This is a genomic window from Phytobacter massiliensis JC163 (assembly GCF_000321045.1).
Taxonomy (GTDB): Bacteria; Pseudomonadota; Gammaproteobacteria; order Enterobacterales; family Enterobacteriaceae; genus Phytobacter_A; species Phytobacter_A massiliensis.
Genome location: NZ_HE578945.1, coordinates 310,955 through 330,470 on the forward strand (window position 1 = coordinate 310,955; position 19,516 = coordinate 330,470).

16 protein-coding genes are annotated in these 19,516 nt (G+C 56.4%); 14 read left to right on the top strand and 2 right to left on the bottom strand.

Features of this window, described 5'->3' with window-relative positions:
- Positions 1-8: 8 nt before the first annotated feature.
- Positions 9-608, bottom strand: a complete 600-nt coding sequence (gene yfbR, locus ENTHG_RS01735) for a 5'-deoxynucleotidase (RefSeq protein WP_044172810.1) — start codon at positions 606-608, stop codon at positions 9-11.
- A 79-nt stretch (positions 609-687) separates the two neighbouring features.
- Positions 688-1,902, bottom strand: coding sequence for a pyridoxal phosphate-dependent aminotransferase (locus ENTHG_RS01740; RefSeq protein WP_044172812.1), 1,215 nt, complete (start codon positions 1,900-1,902; stop codon positions 688-690).
- Between the two features lie 876 nt (positions 1,903-2,778).
- Here ENTHG_RS01740 and lrhA point away from each other — a divergent pair.
- The 14 genes from lrhA to nuoN all read left to right on the top strand — a co-directional run bounded on the left by lrhA (position 2,779) and on the right by nuoN (position 19,490).
- The gene (gene lrhA / locus ENTHG_RS01745; RefSeq protein ID WP_044172815.1) at positions 2,779-3,717 is read left to right on the top strand and encodes a transcriptional regulator LrhA; all 939 of its coding nucleotides are present in this window, start codon (positions 2,779-2,781) and stop codon (positions 3,715-3,717) included.
- Between the two features lie 623 nt (positions 3,718-4,340).
- A complete protein-coding gene (gene nuoA / locus ENTHG_RS01750) occupies positions 4,341-4,784 on the top strand; it encodes an NADH-quinone oxidoreductase subunit NuoA (protein ID WP_044172817.1) in 444 nt (147 codons plus the stop codon).
- Between the two features lie 15 nt (positions 4,785-4,799).
- Complete coding sequence (gene nuoB / locus ENTHG_RS01755; protein ID WP_044172819.1) at positions 4,800-5,462, top strand: NADH-quinone oxidoreductase subunit NuoB; 663 nt, start codon at positions 4,800-4,802, stop codon at positions 5,460-5,462.
- 89 nt (positions 5,463-5,551) lie between these two features.
- Complete coding sequence (nuoC, locus tag ENTHG_RS01760; protein WP_106403176.1) at positions 5,552-7,354, top strand: NADH-quinone oxidoreductase subunit C/D; 1,803 nt, start codon at positions 5,552-5,554, stop codon at positions 7,352-7,354.
- 2 nt (positions 7,355-7,356) lie between these two features.
- Complete coding sequence (gene nuoE / locus ENTHG_RS01765) at positions 7,357-7,857, top strand: NADH-quinone oxidoreductase subunit NuoE (RefSeq protein ID WP_044172822.1); 501 nt, start codon at positions 7,357-7,359, stop codon at positions 7,855-7,857.
- Positions 7,854-9,191 carry an NADH-quinone oxidoreductase subunit NuoF gene (gene nuoF / locus ENTHG_RS01770; RefSeq protein ID WP_044172825.1) on the top strand — a complete coding sequence of 446 codons (1,338 nt, stop codon included), beginning with the start codon at positions 7,854-7,856 and terminating at the stop codon, positions 9,189-9,191. Before nuoE ends, nuoF begins: the two co-directional genes overlap by 4 nt.
- 146 nt (positions 9,192-9,337) lie before the next feature.
- Positions 9,338-12,064, top strand: a complete 2,727-nt coding sequence (gene nuoG / locus ENTHG_RS01775; RefSeq protein ID WP_044172828.1) for an NADH-quinone oxidoreductase subunit NuoG — start codon at positions 9,338-9,340, stop codon at positions 12,062-12,064.
- Complete coding sequence (gene nuoH / locus ENTHG_RS01780) at positions 12,061-13,038, top strand: NADH-quinone oxidoreductase subunit NuoH (protein ID WP_044172830.1); 978 nt, start codon at positions 12,061-12,063, stop codon at positions 13,036-13,038. Before nuoG ends, nuoH begins: the two co-directional genes overlap by 4 nt.
- 14 nt (positions 13,039-13,052) lie before the next feature.
- Positions 13,053-13,595, top strand: coding sequence for an NADH-quinone oxidoreductase subunit NuoI (gene nuoI, locus ENTHG_RS01785; protein WP_044172833.1), 543 nt, complete (start codon positions 13,053-13,055; stop codon positions 13,593-13,595).
- An 11-nt stretch (positions 13,596-13,606) separates the two neighbouring features.
- Entirely contained in the window at positions 13,607-14,161 is a 555-nt protein-coding gene (gene nuoJ, locus ENTHG_RS01790) for an NADH-quinone oxidoreductase subunit J (RefSeq protein ID WP_044172835.1), read from the top strand.
- Positions 14,158-14,460: an NADH-quinone oxidoreductase subunit NuoK gene (gene nuoK / locus ENTHG_RS01795; RefSeq protein WP_004388260.1), complete on the top strand. Its 303-nt coding sequence runs from the start codon at positions 14,158-14,160 to the stop codon at positions 14,458-14,460. Before nuoJ ends, nuoK begins: the two co-directional genes overlap by 4 nt.
- On the top strand, positions 14,457-16,298 hold the full coding sequence (nuoL, locus tag ENTHG_RS01800; RefSeq protein ID WP_044172843.1) for an NADH-quinone oxidoreductase subunit L: 1,842 nt from the start codon (positions 14,457-14,459) through the stop codon (positions 16,296-16,298). Before nuoK ends, nuoL begins: the two co-directional genes overlap by 4 nt.
- 198 nt (positions 16,299-16,496) lie before the next feature.
- Complete coding sequence (nuoM, locus tag ENTHG_RS01805; protein ID WP_044172845.1) at positions 16,497-18,026, top strand: NADH-quinone oxidoreductase subunit M; 1,530 nt, start codon at positions 16,497-16,499, stop codon at positions 18,024-18,026.
- A gap of 6 nt (positions 18,027-18,032) precedes the next feature.
- A complete protein-coding gene (gene nuoN / locus ENTHG_RS01810) occupies positions 18,033-19,490 on the top strand; it encodes an NADH-quinone oxidoreductase subunit NuoN (RefSeq protein WP_044172849.1) in 1,458 nt (485 codons plus the stop codon).
- Positions 19,491-19,516 lie beyond the last annotated feature (26 nt).

Here is a 19,516-nt window from a genome sequence, read left to right on the forward strand (position 1 = left end):
AGAGATAATCAGAGGGGAGAATCCTGGCTTATTTCATCCAGTGATAGATGGAAGCTGGGGACAAACACCGCCATAAAATAGTCCATCTCCGGGCTACGGCGGGCTTCAAGGGTTTTTTCCAGGCGGCTTTTCGCCAGCAGAAACTCATTATTGCCCGCCGACAGCTCTTCCAGGCATTTCAGGTAGGCACACAGCGCATCCGCCTGTTTGACGATGGATTTTTCTTCATCACTATAGTGATGCTCATCAATCAACGGCGCGAAGATATCGCGCAGCTCGTCCGGCACCATCTCCACCAGTTTCTGCTGGGCGATTTTCTCGATGGCCTTATATTCCTGAGCAATCTGCGAGTTGAAATATTTTACCGGCGTCGGTAAATCGCCGGTCAGCACCTCGGAAGCGTCGTGATACATCGCCAGAAGCGCAATCCGCTCAGCGTTGAGTTCGCCGCCGAATTTGCGGTTTTTAATGGCCGCCAGCGCATGGGCAACCATCGCCACCTGCAGGCTATGTTCCGACACATTTTCCGTGCGCACGTTGCGCATCAGCGGCCAGCGGTTGATTAATTTGAGGCGGGAGAGGTGAGCGAAGAAGTGGCTTTGACTCATGGTTAACCTTGTCTGTAACTGCGACGATAAACCATTGTGCGCAGAGTGGGGGGAAGATGCAAATCCTCCCCCGAAGCGTTTACTGATGATAGCCGGACAGGAAACGGCCAAAACGGGTAATCGCCATATCCAGGTCATCAATGCGCGGCAGCGTCACGATACGGACATGATCGGGCCACGGCCAGTTAAAGGCGGTGCCCTGAACCAGCAGTACTTTTTCCTGTAACAGGAAATCCAGCACCATTTTCTGGTCATCGTGAATATTAAAGCGCTTCGCGTCGATTTTCGGGAACATGTAGAGCGCGCCCTGCGGCTTCACGCAGGAGACCCCAGGGATCTCGTTGAGTAGCTCCCAGGCGCGGTTGCGCTGCTCATACAGACGACCGCCGGGCGCGATAAACTCACTGATGCTCTGGTAGCCGCCAATCGCCGTCTGGATCGCATGCTGAGCGGGGACGTTAGCGCAAAGGCGCATTGAGGCCAGCATTTCCAGCCCTTCGATATAGCCTTTGGCGTGTTTTTTCGGCCCGCTTAATATCATCCAGCCCTGACGGAAACCCGCGACGCGATAGGTTTTCGACAGGCCATTAAAGGTGATGGTGAACAGATCGGGAGCCAGCGCGGCAATGGAGTGATGCTGGGCCGCATCATAAAGAATTTTGTCGTAAATTTCGTCGGCGAAAATGATCAGATTATGCTGACGGGCGATCTCGACGATCTCCAGCAGCAGCTCTTTTGAGTAGACCGCGCCGGTGGGGTTATTCGGGTTAATGATGACGATACCGCGCGTGCGCGGGGTAATTTTCGCGCGAATATCGTCCAGGTCCGGGAACCAGCCGGAAGATTCATCACATAAGTAGTGTACAGCCTTGCCGCTCGACAAAGAGACCGCCGCCGTCCATAACGGGTAGTCTGGCGCGGGCACCAGCATTTCATCGCCGCTGTTCAGCAGCGCCTGCATCGACTGAACAATGAGTTCAGAGACGCCGTTGCCGATATAGATATCTTCAACGGTAACGTCGCGCATACCGCGTGCCTGGTAATGCTGCATGATGGCTTTACGCGCGGAATAGAGTCCTTTTGAATCGCAATAGCCCTGCGCGGTGGGCAGATTGCGAATCACGTCGACCAGGATCTCGTCGGGCGCGTCAAAACCGAAGGGGGCGGGGTTGCCAATATTGAGCTTTAAAACTTTATTGCCTTCTTCTTCCAGGCGTTTCGCCTCTTTAAGAACCGGCCCACGGATGTCATAACAGACGTTGTCTAATTTGCTGGATTTTTCTATGGCGGACATGAATCTTGACCTTTTATCTGTGAGTGCCACTCCCTGCCGTGGAAGTCAGCACCGAACAATGTACTCCCCCAGCGGTCGGTTTTGAAGGGTTGGCAGAACAAGATTTTGCCTTAACCCCATCACTCTTAACATTTTTTACTCTGCTTTACGCTATTAAGACTTTATGTACTTCCGGTAAATTGTTATTTTCTGGTTTATTACGCTGGTATGGCAATAAGTGATAGTCGTTTTTGCTTAAAAAAATCAGCCGTCACAGACCGTTGTTAACGGCAGAATTCGGGAATAGTGATACGCTTGATGTGAAGCCAATGTTAAGTAAATTTAATCAGTCGGGTATTTATTATTCCAGGCTATTAATATTTAGCGGAAGAAAATGAGACATTAACTATATTTATTCAGACTTTTTCCTGGGTTTTTCACGACAATGGGGGAAGCGTAATAATGCTTATAAATATAAAGCTTTTAGGTTAAAATGATGATCGGAAATGAGAGGGGAGATATGTGTCAGTTCTCTGTGGATACTCGTTTTATTATTAATTTATTGTTTTAAAAGGTTTTTATAACCGCTTAACTTTCTGAATATGTTGTATCTGACATACCTCCAGGGCACTATCGGGTATGTTGCAAAAAAACGGTTTTTCTTTAAAAGGATTAACAACTATTCATGTGGTTTATATATTCGGCGGAAATGAGAACAGATCAAATAACGTGGGGCGATCCGTTCTCATTTGCTACGTAATCTATAAACAACGGGCTTTTACGGCAGGCTGACCTGTCTCGTCCTGCCGGGAGCACATAAAAAGGGAATTGTTTAAAACTTACGCGCACAGCATAAACCCGGGTTGTTCCCACAGGGAGACCCGTAAGTGAAAAATTATGATAAATGCAAATCGTCCGATACTGAATCTCGACCTCGATCTGCTGAGAACCTTCGTTGCGGTCGCTGATTTAAATACTTTCGCCGCTGCGGCTGCCGCAGTTTGTCGTACCCAATCTGCCGTCAGCCAGCAGATGCAGAGGCTGGAGCAATTAGTCGGCAAAGAGCTTTTTGCCCGCCATGGCCGCAATAAGCTATTGACGGAACACGGCATCCAGCTTCTTGGCTACGCGAGAAAAATTCTGCGTTTTAACGATGAAGCCTGCACTTCGCTGATGTTTAGCAGCGTTGAAGGAACCCTTACTCTCGGCGCGTCTGATGAATCCGCCGATACCATACTGCCTTTTCTTCTTAGCCAGATCAGCGCCATCTACCCGAAACTGGCGATGGACATCCGCGTAAAGCGGAGCCCGTTCAACCAGCAGGGAGCAGGGGAAGAGGATATGGATCTTTTCCTCACCACCTGGCGGCCGGAAAACTACACCTGTCTGACGCTGCGTACCTCGCCGACGCACTGGTACTGTGCCGCTGATTTCAGTCTGCAAAAAGGGGAGGCGGTGCCGCTGGTGCTGGTCAACGAGCCTGGCCCCTACCGCGATATGGTGCTCAGCGCGCTTCATGCGGCGGGCATCTCCTGGCGCATCGCCTATGTCGCCTCATCCCTGGCGGCAGTAAAGGCAGCGGTGAAAGCGGGTATTGGTATCACCGCCCGTCCCGTTGAGATGATGAGCCAGGACTTGCGGGTGTTGGGCCGTTCGGAAGGGTTGCCCCTGCTGCCCGATACCGAATACCTGCTCTGCCGCAACCCGATCAGCCGCAACGAACTGGCGCAGCTGGTTTTTGATGCCATGAGCGACTATCAGCACCCCCGACACTACGGTGACGATACTCCGGAAGGGGGAGGGGATTCCGCGCTGGTAGAAGATAATTTTGGCTAAACGGCCGCCTGAAATCTGGTAACAAAATGTAATTAGGAAAATAGACCGTTGATGGCAAAAATGCTGTCACCGGTTTATTTTTTGCACAAAATAATCGTGATGAATGATTCTCTTTCTTCCATCTGCATAAAAATCAAATAGTTATAAAGATGTCGGGTAATAATCCCGCACATGATCTATAGTTTTTGGTAATAACACTTCATGTTAAAAAACTGCGCTTTTTGTTGCTGTTTTTAGTGATGAATTAACAAAAGCGTGTCTCAGATCAAGAAAATACTCCGGGAGAGGGGGAGGAATCCAGGTAAAATCCTGTCAAAATAAGAGGGTAACAGGTGTTAAAACTCACAACGGACTCGATTCAACACCCAGCACGGTTATGGGCATGTTCTTTATCGTAAAAGAAAACGGCATTTAATGTTAATGAATTAAAGTCAATGTAAACTAATGTGAGGAAACTTTTGTTAAAGTTGACAAAAGGTTATAGAAAGGAGTAAAAACCCACATCGTTTGACCGACTTTGTCAAATTCATACTTAACGTGTGGTTTTATTCCTCCCCATGAATCGATGTGGCGCCATCTGCCGGTAAGAGCAGGGAAGTCAGCGCTACCTTTTGAGTTAAGCAATGCGTATGTCAACATCCACTGAAATCATCGCTCATCACTGGGCATTCGCTATCTTTCTTATTGTCGCTATCGGCTTGTGCTGCCTGATGCTCATCGGTGGCCGTTACCTTGGCGGCCGGGCGCGGGCGAGACATAAAAACGTCCCCTTTGAATCCGGTATTGATTCTGTGGGCACCGCGCGTCTTCGGCTCTCCGCCAAGTTCTACCTGGTGGCGATGTTCTTCGTCATCTTCGACGTCGAAGCGCTCTATTTGTTCGCATGGTCTACCTCAATTCGCGAAAGCGGCTGGGTTGGCTTTGTTGAAGCCGCAATTTTCATTTTAGTGCTGCTGGCGGGTCTTGTTTACCTGGTACGAATCGGCGCGCTGGACTGGACGCCTGAGCGTTCACGCCGCGAGCGACTCAACCCCGAGACCGACAGCTACACTAATCGTCAACGCTAATCGCGAGGCAATAAGATGGATTATACGCTCACCCGCATAGATCCCAACGGTGAGAACGACCGTTACCCCCTGCAAAAACAGGAGATCGTAACCGACCCTCTGGAGCAGGAAGTTAACAAGACGGTGTTCATGGGCAAACTCCATGACCTGGTTAACTGGGGCCGTAAAAACTCAATCTGGCCCTATAACTTTGGCCTCTCCTGCTGCTACGTTGAGATGGTAACGTCATTCACTGCGGTGCATGACGTTGCGCGTTTCGGGGCGGAAGTATTACGTGCTTCACCGCGTCAGGCCGACCTGATGGTTATCGCGGGCACGCCGTTCACCAAGATGGCGCCGGTTATTCAACGTCTGTATGACCAGATGCTGGAGCCGAAATGGGTGATTTCCATGGGCGCGTGCGCCAATTCAGGCGGCATGTACGACATCTATTCGGTGGTGCAGGGCGTCGATAAATTCATACCGGTCGATGTGTACATTCCCGGCTGTCCGCCGCGTCCTGAGGCCTATATGCAGGCGCTGATGCTGCTGCAGGACTCCATTGGTAAGGAGCGTCGTCCGCTCTCCTGGGTGGTTGGCGATCAGGGCGTGTATCGCGCCAATATGCAGTCGGAACGCGAGCGTAAACGCGGCGAACGTATTGCAGTAACCAACCTGCGTACACCTGACGAGATTTAATTTGCGCCTGCGGGTCGCGGCGGATACTTCGCATTTTAAAAATTAACTAACGCGAAGCCGGACCTGACAGTCACCACGGAACTTTTGCAATGGTGAACAATATGACTGACTTAACTGCGCAAGACGCCTTATGGCAGACCCGGGATCACCAGGATGATCCGGTCATTGGCGAACTGCGCAACCGTTTTGGGCCGGATGCCTTTACCATTCAGGCGACCCGCACCGGGGTGCCTGTTGTTTGGGTGAAGCGCGAACAGTTACTTGCCGTTGGCGATTTCTTAAAGAAACTGCCGAAACCTTACGTCATGCTGTACGACCTGCACGGCATGGACGAACGTCTGCGTACGCACCGCCACGGCTTACCCGCGGCGGATTTTTCCGTTTTCTACCACCTGCTCTCAATAGACCGCAACAGCGATATCATGCTCAAGGTGGCGCTGTCTGAAAACGATCTGCACGTGCCGACCTTCACCAAACTTTTCCCTAACGCCAACTGGTATGAGCGTGAAACCTGGGAGATGTTTGGCATCACGTTTGACGGCCATCCGCACCTGACGCGCATCATGATGCCGCAGACCTGGACCGGCCACCCGCTGCGTAAAGATTACCCGGCGCGCGCCACCGAATTCGACCCGTTTGAGCTGACCAAAGCCAAACAGGATCTGGAGATGGAAGCGCTGACCTTCAAGCCGGAAGACTGGGGCATGAAGCGCGGCACCGAAAACGAGGACTTTATGTTCCTCAACCTCGGCCCGAACCACCCCTCCGCCCACGGCGCGTTCCGTATCATCCTGCAGCTTGACGGCGAAGAGATTGTCGACTGCGTGCCGGATATCGGTTACCACCATCGCGGCGCGGAGAAAATGGGCGAACGCCAGTCCTGGCACAGCTACATTCCTTATACCGACCGTATCGAGTACCTCGGCGGCTGCGTTAACGAAATGCCGTATGTGCTGGCGGTAGAGAAGCTGGCGGGGATCACCGTGCCGGATCGCGTGAACGTGATTCGCGTGATGCTCTCCGAGCTGTTCCGTATTAACAGCCATCTGCTCTATATCTCGACCTTTATTCAGGACGTCGGCGCGATGACGCCGGTGTTCTTCGCCTTTACCGACCGTCAGAAAATCTACGACCTGGTGGAAGCGATTACCGGTTTCCGTATGCACCCGGCGTGGTTCCGCATCGGCGGCGTGGCGCACGATCTGCCGCGCGGCTGGGATCGCCTGCTGCGTGAGTTCCTTGACTGGATGCCGAAGCGTCTGGCCTCTTACGAGAAGGCGGCGCTGCGCAACACCATTCTGAAAGGGCGTGCGCAGGGCGTTGCCGCCTACGGCGCGAAAGAGGCGCTGGAGTGGGGCACCACCGGCGCAGGCCTGCGCGCGACGGGTATCGATTTCGACGTGCGTAAAGCGCGCCCGTACTCTGGCTACGAAAATTTTGATTTTGAAATTCCGGTGGGCGGCGGCATCTCCGACTGCTACACCCGCGTGATGCTGAAAGTGGAAGAGCTGCGTCAGAGCCTGCGTATTCTTGAGCAGTGCCTGAACAACATGCCGGAAGGCCCGTTCAAGGCGGACCATCCGCTGACCACGCCGCCGCCGAAAGAGCGCACGCTGCAACATATCGAAACCCTGATTACCCACTTCCTGCAGGTTTCCTGGGGCCCGGTAATGCCGGCCAACGAATCCTTCCAGATGATTGAGGCGACCAAGGGGATCAACAGTTACTACCTGACCAGCGATGGCAGCACCATGAGCTACCGCACCCGCGTGCGGACGCCAAGCTTCCCGCATCTGCAGCAGATCCCGTCGGCGATCCGCGGCAGCCTGGTCTCCGACCTGATCGTCTATCTGGGTAGTATCGATTTTGTTATGTCAGATGTGGACCGCTAATTATGCACGAGAATCAACAACCACAAACCGAGGCTTTTGAGCTGAGTGAAGCAGAACGTGCCGCCATTGAGCACGAGAAGCACCACTACGAAGACCCGCGTGCGGCGTCCATTGAAGCGCTGAAGATCGTACAGAAACAGCGTGGCTGGGTGCCGGACGGGGCGATTTACGCCATCGCCGACGTGCTGGGCATCCCGGCGAGCGACGTGGAAGGCGTGGCGACGTTCTATAGCCAGATCTTCCGCCAGCCGGTTGGCCGCCACGTGATCCGCTACTGCGACAGCGTGGTTTGCCATATTACCGGCTATCAGGGTATCCAGGCGGCCATTGAGAAAAAGCTCAATATCAAGCCGGGCCAGACCACGTTTGATGGTCGCTTTACCCTGCTGCCGACCTGCTGCCTGGGCAACTGCGACAAGGGGCCGACCATGATGATTGATGAGGATACTCACAGTTATCTGACGCCGGAAGCCATTCCTGACCTGCTGGAGCAGTACAAATGAAAACGGTAATTCGTACTGCCGAGACGCATCCGCTGACCTGGCGTCTGCGCGACGATAAGCAGCCGGTCTGGCTGGATGAATATCGCAGTAAAAACGGTTATGAAGGGGCGCGTAAAGCGCTCTCCGGCATGGCGCCGGATGAGATCGTCAACGCGGTCAAAGACGCAGGCCTGAAAGGGCGCGGCGGCGCGGGCTTCTCGACGGGCCTGAAATGGAGCCTGATGCCGAAAGATGAATCCATGAACATCCGCTACCTGCTGTGTAACGCCGATGAGATGGAGCCGGGCACCTACAAAGACCGTCTGCTGATGGAACAGCTGCCGCACCTGCTGGTAGAAGGCATGCTGATCTCCGCCTTCGCCCTGAAAGCGTACCGCGGTTACATCTTCCTGCGCGGCGAATACATTGAGGCGGCGCAAAACCTGCGTCGTGCGATTGCCGAAGCGACCGAAGCGGGGCTGCTTGGTAAAAACATTATGGGCAGCGGCTTCGATTTCGAACTCTTTGTCCATACCGGGGCAGGGCGTTATATCTGCGGCGAAGAGACGGCGCTGATTAACTCCCTGGAAGGCCGCCGCGCGAACCCGCGCTCCAAGCCGCCGTTCCCGGCAAGCTCCGGCGTGTGGGGTAAACCGACCTGCGTTAACAACGTCGAAACCCTGTGCAACGTACCGGCGATTCTGGCTAACGGCGTGGCGTGGTACCAGGGCATCTCTGCCAGTAAAGATGCGGGCACCAAGCTGATGGGCTTCTCCGGCCGCGTCAAGAACCCTGGCGTCTGGGAACTGCCGTTCGGCACCACCGCCCGTGAGATTCTTGAAGATTATGCGGGCGGCATGCGTGACGGGCTGAAATTCAAAGCCTGGCAGCCGGGCGGCGCGGGAACCGACTTCCTGACGGAAGCGCACCTCGACCTGCCGATGGAGTTTGAAAGCATCGGTAAAGCGGGCAGCCGTCTGGGCACCTCGCTGGCGATGGCCGTTGACCACGAGATCAACATGGTGTCGCTGGTGCGTAACCTGGAAGAGTTCTTTGCCCGTGAGTCCTGCGGCTGGTGTACCCCCTGCCGTGACGGCCTGCCGTGGAGCGTGAAGATCCTGCGCGCCATTGAACGTGGCGAAGGCCAGCCGGGCGATATCGAGACACTTGAGCAACTGTGTCGATTCCTCGGGCCGGGTAAAACCTTCTGCGCGCATGCGCCGGGCGCGGTTGAGCCGCTCCAGAGCGCGATTAAATATTTCCGCGACGAATTCGAGGCAGGCATCAAGCAGCAGTTCAGCAACACCCATGCGATTAATGGGATTCAGCCGAACCTGCTTAAGACGCGCTGGTGATTTTTGCCCCTCACCCTAACCCTCTCCCCAAAGGAGAGAGGGGACCGTCCGGTGTACTCCCTCGCCCCTTTGGGGAGAGGGCCGGGGTGAGGGGAACGAATTTTGATTAACGCTCGGTCTCGGCTGAGCCAACTGGAAGCACGCAAATGGCTACGATTCATGTAGACGGCAAAGAATACGAGGTCAACGGGGCGGACAACCTGCTGCAGGCATGTCTCTCACTCGGCCTTGATATTCCGTATTTTTGCTGGCACCCGGCGCTGGGGAGCGTCGGTGCTTGCCGCCAGTGTGCGGTGAAGCAATATCAAAACGCGGAAGACACGCGCGGTCGGCTGGTCATGTCCTGTATGACGCCAGCGACCGACGGCACCTTTATCTCTATCGACGATGATGAGGCGAAACAGTTCCGTGAAAGCGTGGTGGAGTGGCTAATGACCAACCACCCGCACGATTGTCCGGTCTGTGAAGAGGGCGGTAACTGCCATCTGCAGGATATGACCGTGATGACCGGCCACAGCTTCCGTCGCTACCGCTTTACCAAGCGCACCCACCGCAACCAGGACCTGGGGCCGTTCATCTCTCATGAAATGAACCGCTGCATCGCCTGCTACCGCTGCGTACGTTACTACAAAGATTATGCGGATGGTCAGGATCTGGGCGTATACGGCGCGCACGATAACGTCTATTTCGGTCGCCCGGAAGACGGCGTGCTGGAAAGCGAATTCTCCGGCAACCTGGTGGAGATCTGCCCGACCGGGGTATTTACCGACAAAACCCACTCCGAGCGTTACAACCGTAAATGGGATATGCAGTTTGCGCCGAGCATCTGCCAGCAGTGTTCCATTGGTTGTAACATCAGCCCCGGCGAGCGCTACGGCGAGCTTAGGCGCATCGAAAACCGCTATAACGGTACCGTTAACCACTACTTCCTCTGCGACCGGGGCCGCTTCGGTTACGGTTACGTGAATCTGAAAGATCGCCCGCGTCAGCCGGTACAACGCCGCGGCGACGATCTGATCACCCTCAACGCCGAGCAGGCGATGCAGGGGGCGGCGGATATTCTGCGCCAGTCGAAGAAGGTCATTGGTATCGGTTCACCGCGCGCCAGCGTGGAGAGCAACTTCGCGCTGCGCGAGCTGGTAGGGGCGGAAAACTTCTACACCGGTATTGCCCGGGGCGAGCAGGAGCGGCTGCAACTGATGCTGAAAGTGCTGCGCGAGGGGGGGATTCATACCCCTGCGCTGCGCGAAATTGAATCTTACGATGCGGTGCTTATCCTGGGTGAAGACGTTACCCAGACCGGCGCCCGCATTGCGCTGGCGGTTCGCCAGGCGGTGAAAGGTAAAGCGCGTGAAATGGCGGCGGCGCAGAAAGTGGCCGACTGGCAGATCGCGGCGATCCTTAACATCGGCCAGCGCGCCAAACACCCGCTGTTCGTGACTAACGTCGACAGCACCCGCCTTGATGATATCGCCGCCTGGACCTACCGCGCGCCGGTTGAAGATCAGGCGCGCCTCGGCTTCGCTATCGCCAGTGCGCTGGATGAAGCCGCCCCGGCGGTCGACGGCTTAAGCGACGATCTGCGCGGCAAAGTGGATGTAATTACCCAGGCGCTGCTCGGTGCGAAAAAACCGCTGATTATCTCCGGCACCAACAACGGCAGCGTGGAGATGATTCAGGCGGCGGCTAACGTGGCGAAAGCGCTGAAGGGCCGTGGTGCCGATGTCGGCGTTACCATGATTGCCCGTTCGGCAAACAGCGTCGGTCTGGGGCTGATTGGCGGCGGTTCGCTCGATGATGCCTTAAGCGAGCTGGAAAGCGGCGCGGCGGATGCCGTCGTGGTGTTGGAAAACGATCTCCATCGTCATGCCTCCGCCACCCGCGTTAATGCCGCGCTCTCCAGAGCGCCGCTGGTGCTGGTTATTGACCATCAGCGTACCGCCATTATGGAGCATGCCCACCTGGTGCTTCCGGCGGCAAGCTTCGCCGAGAGCGACGGGACGGTTATCAACAACGAAGGGCGCGCCCAGCGTTTCTTCCAGGTTTATGACCCGGCTTATTACGACAGCAAAACCATCATGCTGGAGAGCTGGCGCTGGCTGCACTCGCTGCACAGCACCGTGCAGAGCCGCGAGGTCGACTGGACCCAGCTCGACCACGTTATCGACGCGGTAGCGGAAAAACTGCCGCAGCTGGCGGGCATTCGTGACGCTGCGCCGGACGCCTCTTTCCGCATTCGCGGACAGAAGCTGGCCCGTGAGCCGCACCGCTATAGCGGACGCACCGCGATGCGCGCCAACATCAGCGTGCACGAGCCGCGTCAGCCGCAGGATAAAGACACCATGTTCGCCTTCTCGATGGAAGGGAACAACCAGCCTTCTGCGCCGCGTTCTCAGATCCCGTTCGCCTGGGCGCCGGGCTGGAACTCCCCGCAGGCATGGAACAAGTTCCAGGCTGAGGTGGGCGGTCATCTGCGTCACGGCGATCCGGGCGTGCGTCTGATTGAGGCCTCGGCGAGTGGTCTGGACTACTTCACTACCGTGCCGTCAGGGTTTATGGCGGAAGAGGGGAAATGGCGTATCGCGCCTTATTACCATCTGTTCGGTAGCGATGAACTGTCGCAGCGTTCGCCGGTGTTCCAGCAACGTATGCCGCAGCCCTATATCACTCTCAATCCAGCCGATGCGGCAAAACTGGGTGTGAATGCGGGCGCGCATATTTCGTTCAGTTACGAGGGGCAAAACCTGAGTCTGCCGCTGGTGCTCTCCGAAGGGCTGACGGCGGGGCAGGTGGGTCTGCCAATGGGGCTGCCGGGCATTGCGCCGGTTCTCGCCGGGGCACGTCTTGAAAATCTGCAGGAGGCGCAAGCATGAGCTGGTTAACACCGGATGTTATCGACATTCTGCTGAGCATTCTGAAAGCGGTGGTGATCCTGCTGGTGGTGGTCTCCTGCGGCGCGTTCATGAGCTTTGGCGAACGCCGTCTGCTGGGTCTGTTCCAGAACCGTTACGGACCGAACCGCGTAGGCTGGGGCGGCTCGCTCCAGCTGGTGGCGGACATGATCAAGATGTTCTTCAAAGAGGATTGGATCCCGCGCTTCTCGGATCGCGTGATTTTCACCCTCGCGCCGATGATCGCCTTCACCTCGCTGCTGCTGGCCTTCGCCATCGTGCCGGTCAGCCCCACCTGGGTCGTGGCCGACCTCAATATCGGGGTGCTGTTCTTCCTGATGATGGCGGGTCTGGCGGTCTACGCGGTGCTGTTCGCCGGTTGGTCGAGCAACAACAAATACTCGCTGCTGGGGGCGATGCGCGCATCCGCGCAGACGCTGAGCTACGAAGTGTTTCTTGGTCTCTCCCTGATGGGCGTGGTGGCGCAGGCCGGTTCATTCAATATGACCGACATCGTCAATAACCAGGCCGACATCTGGAACGTCATTCCGCAGTTCTTCGGTTTTGTCACCTTTGCTATTGCGGGCGTAGCGGTGTGTCACCGTCACCCGTTTGACCAGCCGGAAGCGGAGCAGGAACTGGCTGACGGTTACCACATTGAATATTCCGGCATGAAGTTCGGTCTGTTCTTTGTGGGCGAGTATATCGGTATCGTCACCATTTCCGCCCTGATGGTTACGCTGTTCTTCGGCGGCTGGCACGGTCCGTTCTTACCGCCGTTTATCTGGTTCGCGCTGAAAACCGCGTTCTTTATGATGATGTTCATTTTGATTCGTGCCGCATTGCCGCGTCCGCGTTATGACCAGGTAATGTCCTTCGGCTGGAAAGTGTGTCTGCCGTTGACGCTGCTTAACCTTCTGGGTACCGCAGCCGTCATTCTCTGGCAGGCGCAATAAGGGGTGAAAAGACCATGACGTTAAAAGAATTATTCGTGGGCTTCGGCACCCAGGTGCGTAGTATCTGGATGATCGGCCTGCACGCGTTTGCGAAACGCGAAACCCGGATGTATCCGGAAGAGCCGGTATATCTGCCGCCGCGCTATCGCGGTCGCATTGTGCTGACCCGCGATCCTGACGGCGAAGAGCGCTGCGTGGCCTGTAACCTGTGCGCGGTCGCCTGTCCGGTTGGCTGTATTTCACTGCAAAAAGCAGAGATGCAGGATGGCCGCTGGTATCCGGAGTTTTTCCGCATCAACTTCTCGCGCTGCATCTTCTGCGGTCTGTGTGAAGAGGCTTGCCCGACTACCGCAATCCAGCTGACGCCGGATTTCGAACTCGGCGAGTACAAGCGCCAGGACCTGGTGTATGAGAAAGAGGATCTGCTGATCTCCGGTCCGGGCAAATACCCGGAATATAACTTCTACCGGATGGCAGGTATGGCAATCGACGGCAAAGATAAAGGCGAAGCAGAGAACGAAGCTAAGCCTATCGACGTCAAGAGCCTGTTACCGTAAGGAGAGGGGCAATGGAGTTCGCTTTTTATATCTGTGGCCTGGTCGCCATCCTGACGACACTGCGGGTTATCACCCATACCAATCCGGTGCACGCGCTGCTGTACCTGATTATCTCGCTGCTGGCTATCTCGGGCGTCTTCTTCTCGCTGGGCGCTTACTTTGCCGGTGCGCTGGAGATTATCGTTTACGCAGGCGCGATCATGGTGCTGTTCGTGTTCGTGGTGATGATGCTCAATCTCGGCGGCTCGGAAATCGAGCGCGAGCGCCAGTGGCTCACGCCGCAGGTGTGGATGGGCCCGGCGCTGCTCTCCGCGGTACTGCTGGCTGTGATTATTTACGCCATCATGGGCGTTAACGATCAGGGCATCGACGGTACCCCGATTAGCGCGAAAGCGGTAGGTAAGGACCTGTTCGGGGCCTATGTTCTGGCCGTTGAGCTGGCCTCTATGCTGCTGCTGGCGGGGCTGGTTGTCGCCTTCCATGTGGGCCGTGAAGATCGCATGGGCGAAGTGTTAAGCAATCGTCCTGAAGATCGCGCGAAAAGAAAAACGGAGGAGCACGCATGATCCCTTTACAACATGGACTGATCCTCGCTGCGATTTTATTTGTGCTGGGCTTAACCGGTCTGGTCATTCGCCGCAACCTGCTGTTTATGCTGATCGGGCTTGAGATCATGATCAACGCCGCCGCGCTGGCTTTCGTCGTCGCGGGCAGCTACTGGGGACAGACTGACGGTCAGATAATGTACATCCTCGCCATCAGCCTCGCGGCTGCGGAAGCGAGTATTGGCCTGGCGCTGTTGCTGCAGCTCCATCGTCGCCGCCAGAATCTGAATATCGATTCAGTAAGTGAGATGCGTGGATGAACATGCTCGCGTTAACCATTATTTTTCCTTTGCTTGGCTTTTTGCTGCTCTCTTTTTCACGTGGGCGCTGGTCGGAGAACCTCTCTGCAACCGTCGGTATTGGCTCGATCGGTTTATCTGCGCTGGTCACTGCCGTGGTCGCGCTGGACTTCATCAATAATGGTCATCAGGGCTTTAGCCAGCCGCTGTGGACCTGGATGGCGGTAGGGGATTTCAATATCAGCTTTAGCCTGGTGCTGGATGGCCTCTCTCTGACCATGCTTTCGGTGGTGACGGGCGTGGGCTTCCTGATCCACATGTTCGCCTCCTGGTACATGCGCGGAGAAGAGGGCTACTCCCGTTTCTTCGCCTACACCAACCTGTTTATCGCCAGCATGGTGATTCTGGTACTGGCGGACAACCTGCTGCTGATGTACCTCGGCTGGGAAGGCGTGGGCCTCTGCTCTTACCTGCTGATTGGCTTCTACTACACCGATCCGAAGAACGGCGCGGCGGCGATGAAAGCGTTTATCGTGACCCGCGTGGGCGACGTGTTCCTCGCTTTCGCCCTGTTCATTCTCTACAACGAACTGGGGACGCTGAACTTCCGCGAAATGGTTGAGCTGGCGCCGCAGCATTTTGCCGCGGGCAACGACATGCTGTGGTGGGCAACGCTGATGCTGCTGGGCGGCGCGGTGGGTAAATCCGCGCAGCTGCCGTTGCAGACCTGGCTTGCGGACGCGATGGCAGGCCCGACGCCGGTTTCCGCGCTGATCCACGCCGCGACCATGGTGACCGCAGGCGTCTACCTGATTGCGCGTACGCATGGCCTGTTCCTGATGACCCCGGAAATTCTGCATCTGGTGGGCATCGTCGGGGCGGTTACCCTGCTGATGGCCGGTTTCGCCGCGCTGGTGCAGACCGATATCAAACGCGTGCTTGCTTACTCCACCATGAGCCAGATTGGCTACATGTTCCTGGCGCTGGGCGTACAGGCGTGGGACGCGGCGATTTTCCATCTGATGACGCACGCGTTCTTTAAAGCGCTGCTGTTCCTTTCGTCCGGCTCGGTCATTCTGGCCTGCCACCACGAGCAGAACATCTTTAAGATGGGCGGCCTGCGTAAATCCATTCCGCTGGTTTACGCCTGCTTCCTGGTGGGGGGCGCGGCGCTGTCGGCGCTGCCGCTTATCACCGCAGGCTTCTTTAGTAAGGATGAGATCCTGGCGGGGGCGATGGCCAACGGCCATATCAACCTGATGGTGGCGGGACTGGTCGGTGCGTTTATGACGTCGCTGTACACCTTCCGCATGATTTTCATTGTTTTCCACGGTAAGGAACAGATTCACGCTCACGCAGGGAAGGGGATTACCCATCATCTGCCGCTGATTGTGCTGCTGATCCTCTCCACCTTCGTGGGCGCGTTGATTGTGCCGCCGTTGCACGGTGTTCTGCCGGAAACGACCGAGCTGGAACACGGCAGCGTGATGATGCTGGAGATAGCCTCTGGGGTTGTCGCGGTGGTCGGTATTCTGCTGGCCGCGTGGCTATGGCTGGGCAAACGCACCCTGGTGACATCGGTTGCCAACAGCGCGCCGGGCCGTTTCTTCGGCACCTGGTGGTTCCATGCCTGGGGCTTCGACTGGCTGTACGACAAAGTGTTCGTGAAGCCATTCCTCGGCATCGCCTGGCTACTGAAGAGCGATCCGCTGAACACGCTGATGAACATACCGGCGATCCTTTCCCGCTTCGCAGGTAAAGGGCTGCTGTTTAGCGAGAATGGCTATCTGCGCTGGTATGTCGCTTCCATGAGCATTGGCGCGGTGGTTGTGCTGGCGCTGCTGATGGTACTGCGTTGAGCATTAAGTAAGTTTGATACTAATTCGTTGAAAATCTGTTCCTGAAATACAGGCGTCATCGGCGAAGTCAGGCCGGATACCGCCAACGCACAGCAGCCAGAGCGTACTTACGTACGCGAGGCTTGCGAGCGCTGCCGGGATTCGGGCTGGCAAGTGAGATAGCCTGAGCAGGAGTAAATATAAGGGACATACGTAGCTATGTTATTACCCTGGTTGATATTAATCCCCTTCATTGGTGGCTTTCTGTGCTGGCAGACCGAACGCTTCGGCGTGAAGATGCCGCGCTGGATCGCGCTAATCACCATGGGATTGACGCTCGCGCTTGGCCTGCAGCTGTGGCTGCAGGGCGGTTATTCGCTGACCCAATCCGCAGGTCTGCCGCAGTGGCAGTCGGAGTTCCTGCTCCCCTGGATCCCGCGCTTTGGCATTAATGTCCATCTGGCGCTGGATGGCCTGTCGCTGCTGATGGTGGTGCTTACCGGCTTTCTGGGCGTGCTGGCGGTACTCTGTTCCTGGCGTGAAATTGAAAAATATCAGGGGTTCTTCCACCTTAACCTGATGTGGATCCTGGGCGGCGTTATCGGCGTGTTCCTTGCCATCGACATGTTCCTGTTCTTCTTCTTCTGGGAAATGATGCTGGTGCCGATGTACTTCCTGATCGCGCTCTGGGGCCACAAAGCCTCTGACGGTAAAACGCGTATCACGGCGGCCACGAAGTTCTTCATCTACACCCAGGCGAGCGGTCTGGTGATGCTGATTGCCATTCTGGCGCTGGTGCTGGTGCACCATAACGCCACCGGCGTCTGGACATTTAGCTATGAAGACCTGCTGAAAACGCCGATGTCTCACGGGGTGGAATATCTGCTGATGCTGGGCTTCTTCATCGCCTTCGCGGTGAAAATGCCGGTGGTGCCGCTGCACGGCTGGCTGCCTGACGCGCACTCGCAGGCGCCGACCGCCGGTTCCGTCGACCTCGCCGGGATCCTGCTGAAAACCGCCGCCTACGGCCTGCTGCGCTTCTCCCTGCCGCTGTTCCCTAACGCGTCGGCGGAGTTCGCGCCGATTGCCATGTGGCTGGGCGTTATCGGTATTTTCTACGGCGCGTGGATGGCGTTTACCCAGTACGATATCAAGCGTCTTATCGCCTACACCTCCGTTTCGCACATGGGGTTTGTGCTGATTGCTATCTACACCGGCAGCCAGCTGGCCTACCAGGGCGCGGTCATTCAGATGATTGCCCACGGCCTCTCTGCGGCGGGGCTGTTTATTCTTTGCGGGCAGCTTTATGAACGTCTGCACACCCGTGATATGCGTCAGATGGGCGGCCTGTGGAGCAAAATCAAATGGCTGCCGGCGCTGTCGATGTTCTTCGCGGTGGCGACGCTGGGTATGCCGGGTACCGGTAACTTCGTCGGCGAATTTATGATTCTGTTCGGCAGCTATCAGGTCGTGCCGGTCATTACCGTTATCTCAACCTTCGGTCTGGTCTTCGCCTCCGTCTATTCGCTGGCGATGCTGCATCGCGCTTACTTTGGTAAAGCGAAAAGCGAAATCGCGGCGAAAGAGCTGCCGGGGATGTCACTGCGCGAGCTGCTTATTATTCTGACGCTGGTTGTGCTTCTGGTACTGCTTGGCTTCTATCCGCAGCCGATTCTGGATACCTCGCATTCTGCGATGAGCAATATCCAGCAGTGGTTTGTTAATTCTGTTTCTACTACAAGGCCGTAAAGCGCTATGAATTTAACCACACAACACCTGATTGCGCTGCTACCGCTGCTGATCGTCGGATTGACGGTGGTGGTTGTGATGCTCTCCATAGCGTGGCGACGCAACCATTTTCTTAATGCTACGTTATCGGTTATTGGCCTGAATGCCGCGCTGGTCTCCCTCTGGTTTGTTGGCCAGGCGGGGGCGATGGACGTCACGCCGTTGATGCGTGTTGACGGCTACGCCATGCTTTACACCGGACTGGTGCTGCTGGCGAGCCTGGCGACCTGCACCTTCGCTTATCCGTGGCTGGAAGGCTATAACGACAACCGGGAAGAGTTCTACCTGCTGGTGCTGATTGCCGCGCTGGGCGGTATCCTGCTGGCCAACGCTAACCATCTGGCGGCGCTGTTTTTGGGTATCGAACTTATCTCCCTGCCGCTGTTTGGTCTGGTGGGCTATGCCTTCCGCCAGAAACGGTCGCTGGAAGCGAGTATCAAATACACCATTCTCTCTGCCGCAGCGTCATCGTTCCTGCTGTTTGGTATAGCGCTGGTGTACGCGCAGTCCGGCAACCTCTCCTTCGTGGCGCTCGGCAAGAGCCTCGGCGGCGAGATGCTGCGCGAGCCGCTGCTGCTGATTGGTCTGGGGCTGATGATTGTTGGGCTGGGCTTTAAGCTCTCCCTGGTGCCGTTCCACCTGTGGACGCCGGATGTTTACCAGGGCGCGCCTGCGCCGGTCTCCACTTTCCTGGCGACGGCGAGCAAAATCGCCATCTTCGGCGTGGTGATGCGTCTGTTCCTGTATGCGCCGGTGGGCGACAGCGAAGCGGTACGCGTGGTGCTGGGCGTTATCGCCTTTGCTTCTATCATCTTCGGTAACCTGATGGCCCTGAGCCAGACCAATATCAAGCGTCTGCTCGGTTACTCCTCCATCTCCCATCTTGGCTACCTGCTGGTGGCGCTGATCGCTATCAAAGATCATGAGATGTCGATGGAGACGGTCGGCGTCTACCTGGCAGGCTACCTGTTCAGCAGCCTCGGCGCGTTTGGCGTGGTGAGCCTGATGTCCAGCCCATACCGTGGCCCGGACGCGGAATCGCTCTACTCCTATCGCGGCCTGTTCTGGCACCGTCCGATTCTGGCGGCGGTGATGACCGTGATGATGCTGTCTCTGGCGGGTATCCCGATGACGCTGGGCTTTATCGGGAAGTTCTACGTGCTGGCGGTGGGCGTGCAGGCGCACCTGTGGTGGCTGACTGCCGCCGTGGTGATCGGCTCGGCGATCGGTCTTTACTACTACCTGCGCGTGGCGGTCAGTCTCTATCTGAACGCGCCGCAGCAGCTCAACCGCGATGCGCCGTCTGACTGGCAGTACAGCGCGGGGGGGATTGTGGTGCTGATTTCCGCTCTGCTGGTGTTAGTGCTCGGTATCTACCCGCAGCCGCTTATCACCCTTGTTCAGCTGGCTAAGCCGCTGATGTAAGTGATGCGACAACAAAAAAACCGCCG

Coding starts and splice junctions, on each gene's coding strand:
- yfbR (WP_044172810.1), bottom strand. CDS start 608: ATGAGTCAAAGCCACTTCTTCGCTCACCTCTCCCGCCTCAAATTAATC.
- ENTHG_RS01740 (WP_044172812.1), bottom strand. CDS start 1,902: ATGTCCGCCATAGAAAAATCCAGCAAATTAGACAACGTCTGTTATGAC.
- lrhA (WP_044172815.1), top strand. CDS start 2,779: ATGATAAATGCAAATCGTCCGATACTGAATCTCGACCTCGATCTGCTG.
- nuoA (WP_044172817.1), top strand. CDS start 4,341: ATGCGTATGTCAACATCCACTGAAATCATCGCTCATCACTGGGCATTC.
- nuoB (WP_044172819.1), top strand. CDS start 4,800: ATGGATTATACGCTCACCCGCATAGATCCCAACGGTGAGAACGACCGT.
- nuoC (WP_106403176.1), top strand. CDS start 5,552: ATGGTGAACAATATGACTGACTTAACTGCGCAAGACGCCTTATGGCAG.
- nuoE (WP_044172822.1), top strand. CDS start 7,357: ATGCACGAGAATCAACAACCACAAACCGAGGCTTTTGAGCTGAGTGAA.
- nuoF (WP_044172825.1), top strand. CDS start 7,854: ATGAAAACGGTAATTCGTACTGCCGAGACGCATCCGCTGACCTGGCGT.
- nuoG (WP_044172828.1), top strand. CDS start 9,338: ATGGCTACGATTCATGTAGACGGCAAAGAATACGAGGTCAACGGGGCG.
- nuoH (WP_044172830.1), top strand. CDS start 12,061: ATGAGCTGGTTAACACCGGATGTTATCGACATTCTGCTGAGCATTCTG.
- nuoI (WP_044172833.1), top strand. CDS start 13,053: ATGACGTTAAAAGAATTATTCGTGGGCTTCGGCACCCAGGTGCGTAGT.
- nuoJ (WP_044172835.1), top strand. CDS start 13,607: ATGGAGTTCGCTTTTTATATCTGTGGCCTGGTCGCCATCCTGACGACA.
- nuoK (WP_004388260.1), top strand. CDS start 14,158: ATGATCCCTTTACAACATGGACTGATCCTCGCTGCGATTTTATTTGTG.
- nuoL (WP_044172843.1), top strand. CDS start 14,457: ATGAACATGCTCGCGTTAACCATTATTTTTCCTTTGCTTGGCTTTTTG.
- nuoM (WP_044172845.1), top strand. CDS start 16,497: ATGTTATTACCCTGGTTGATATTAATCCCCTTCATTGGTGGCTTTCTG.
- nuoN (WP_044172849.1), top strand. CDS start 18,033: ATGAATTTAACCACACAACACCTGATTGCGCTGCTACCGCTGCTGATC.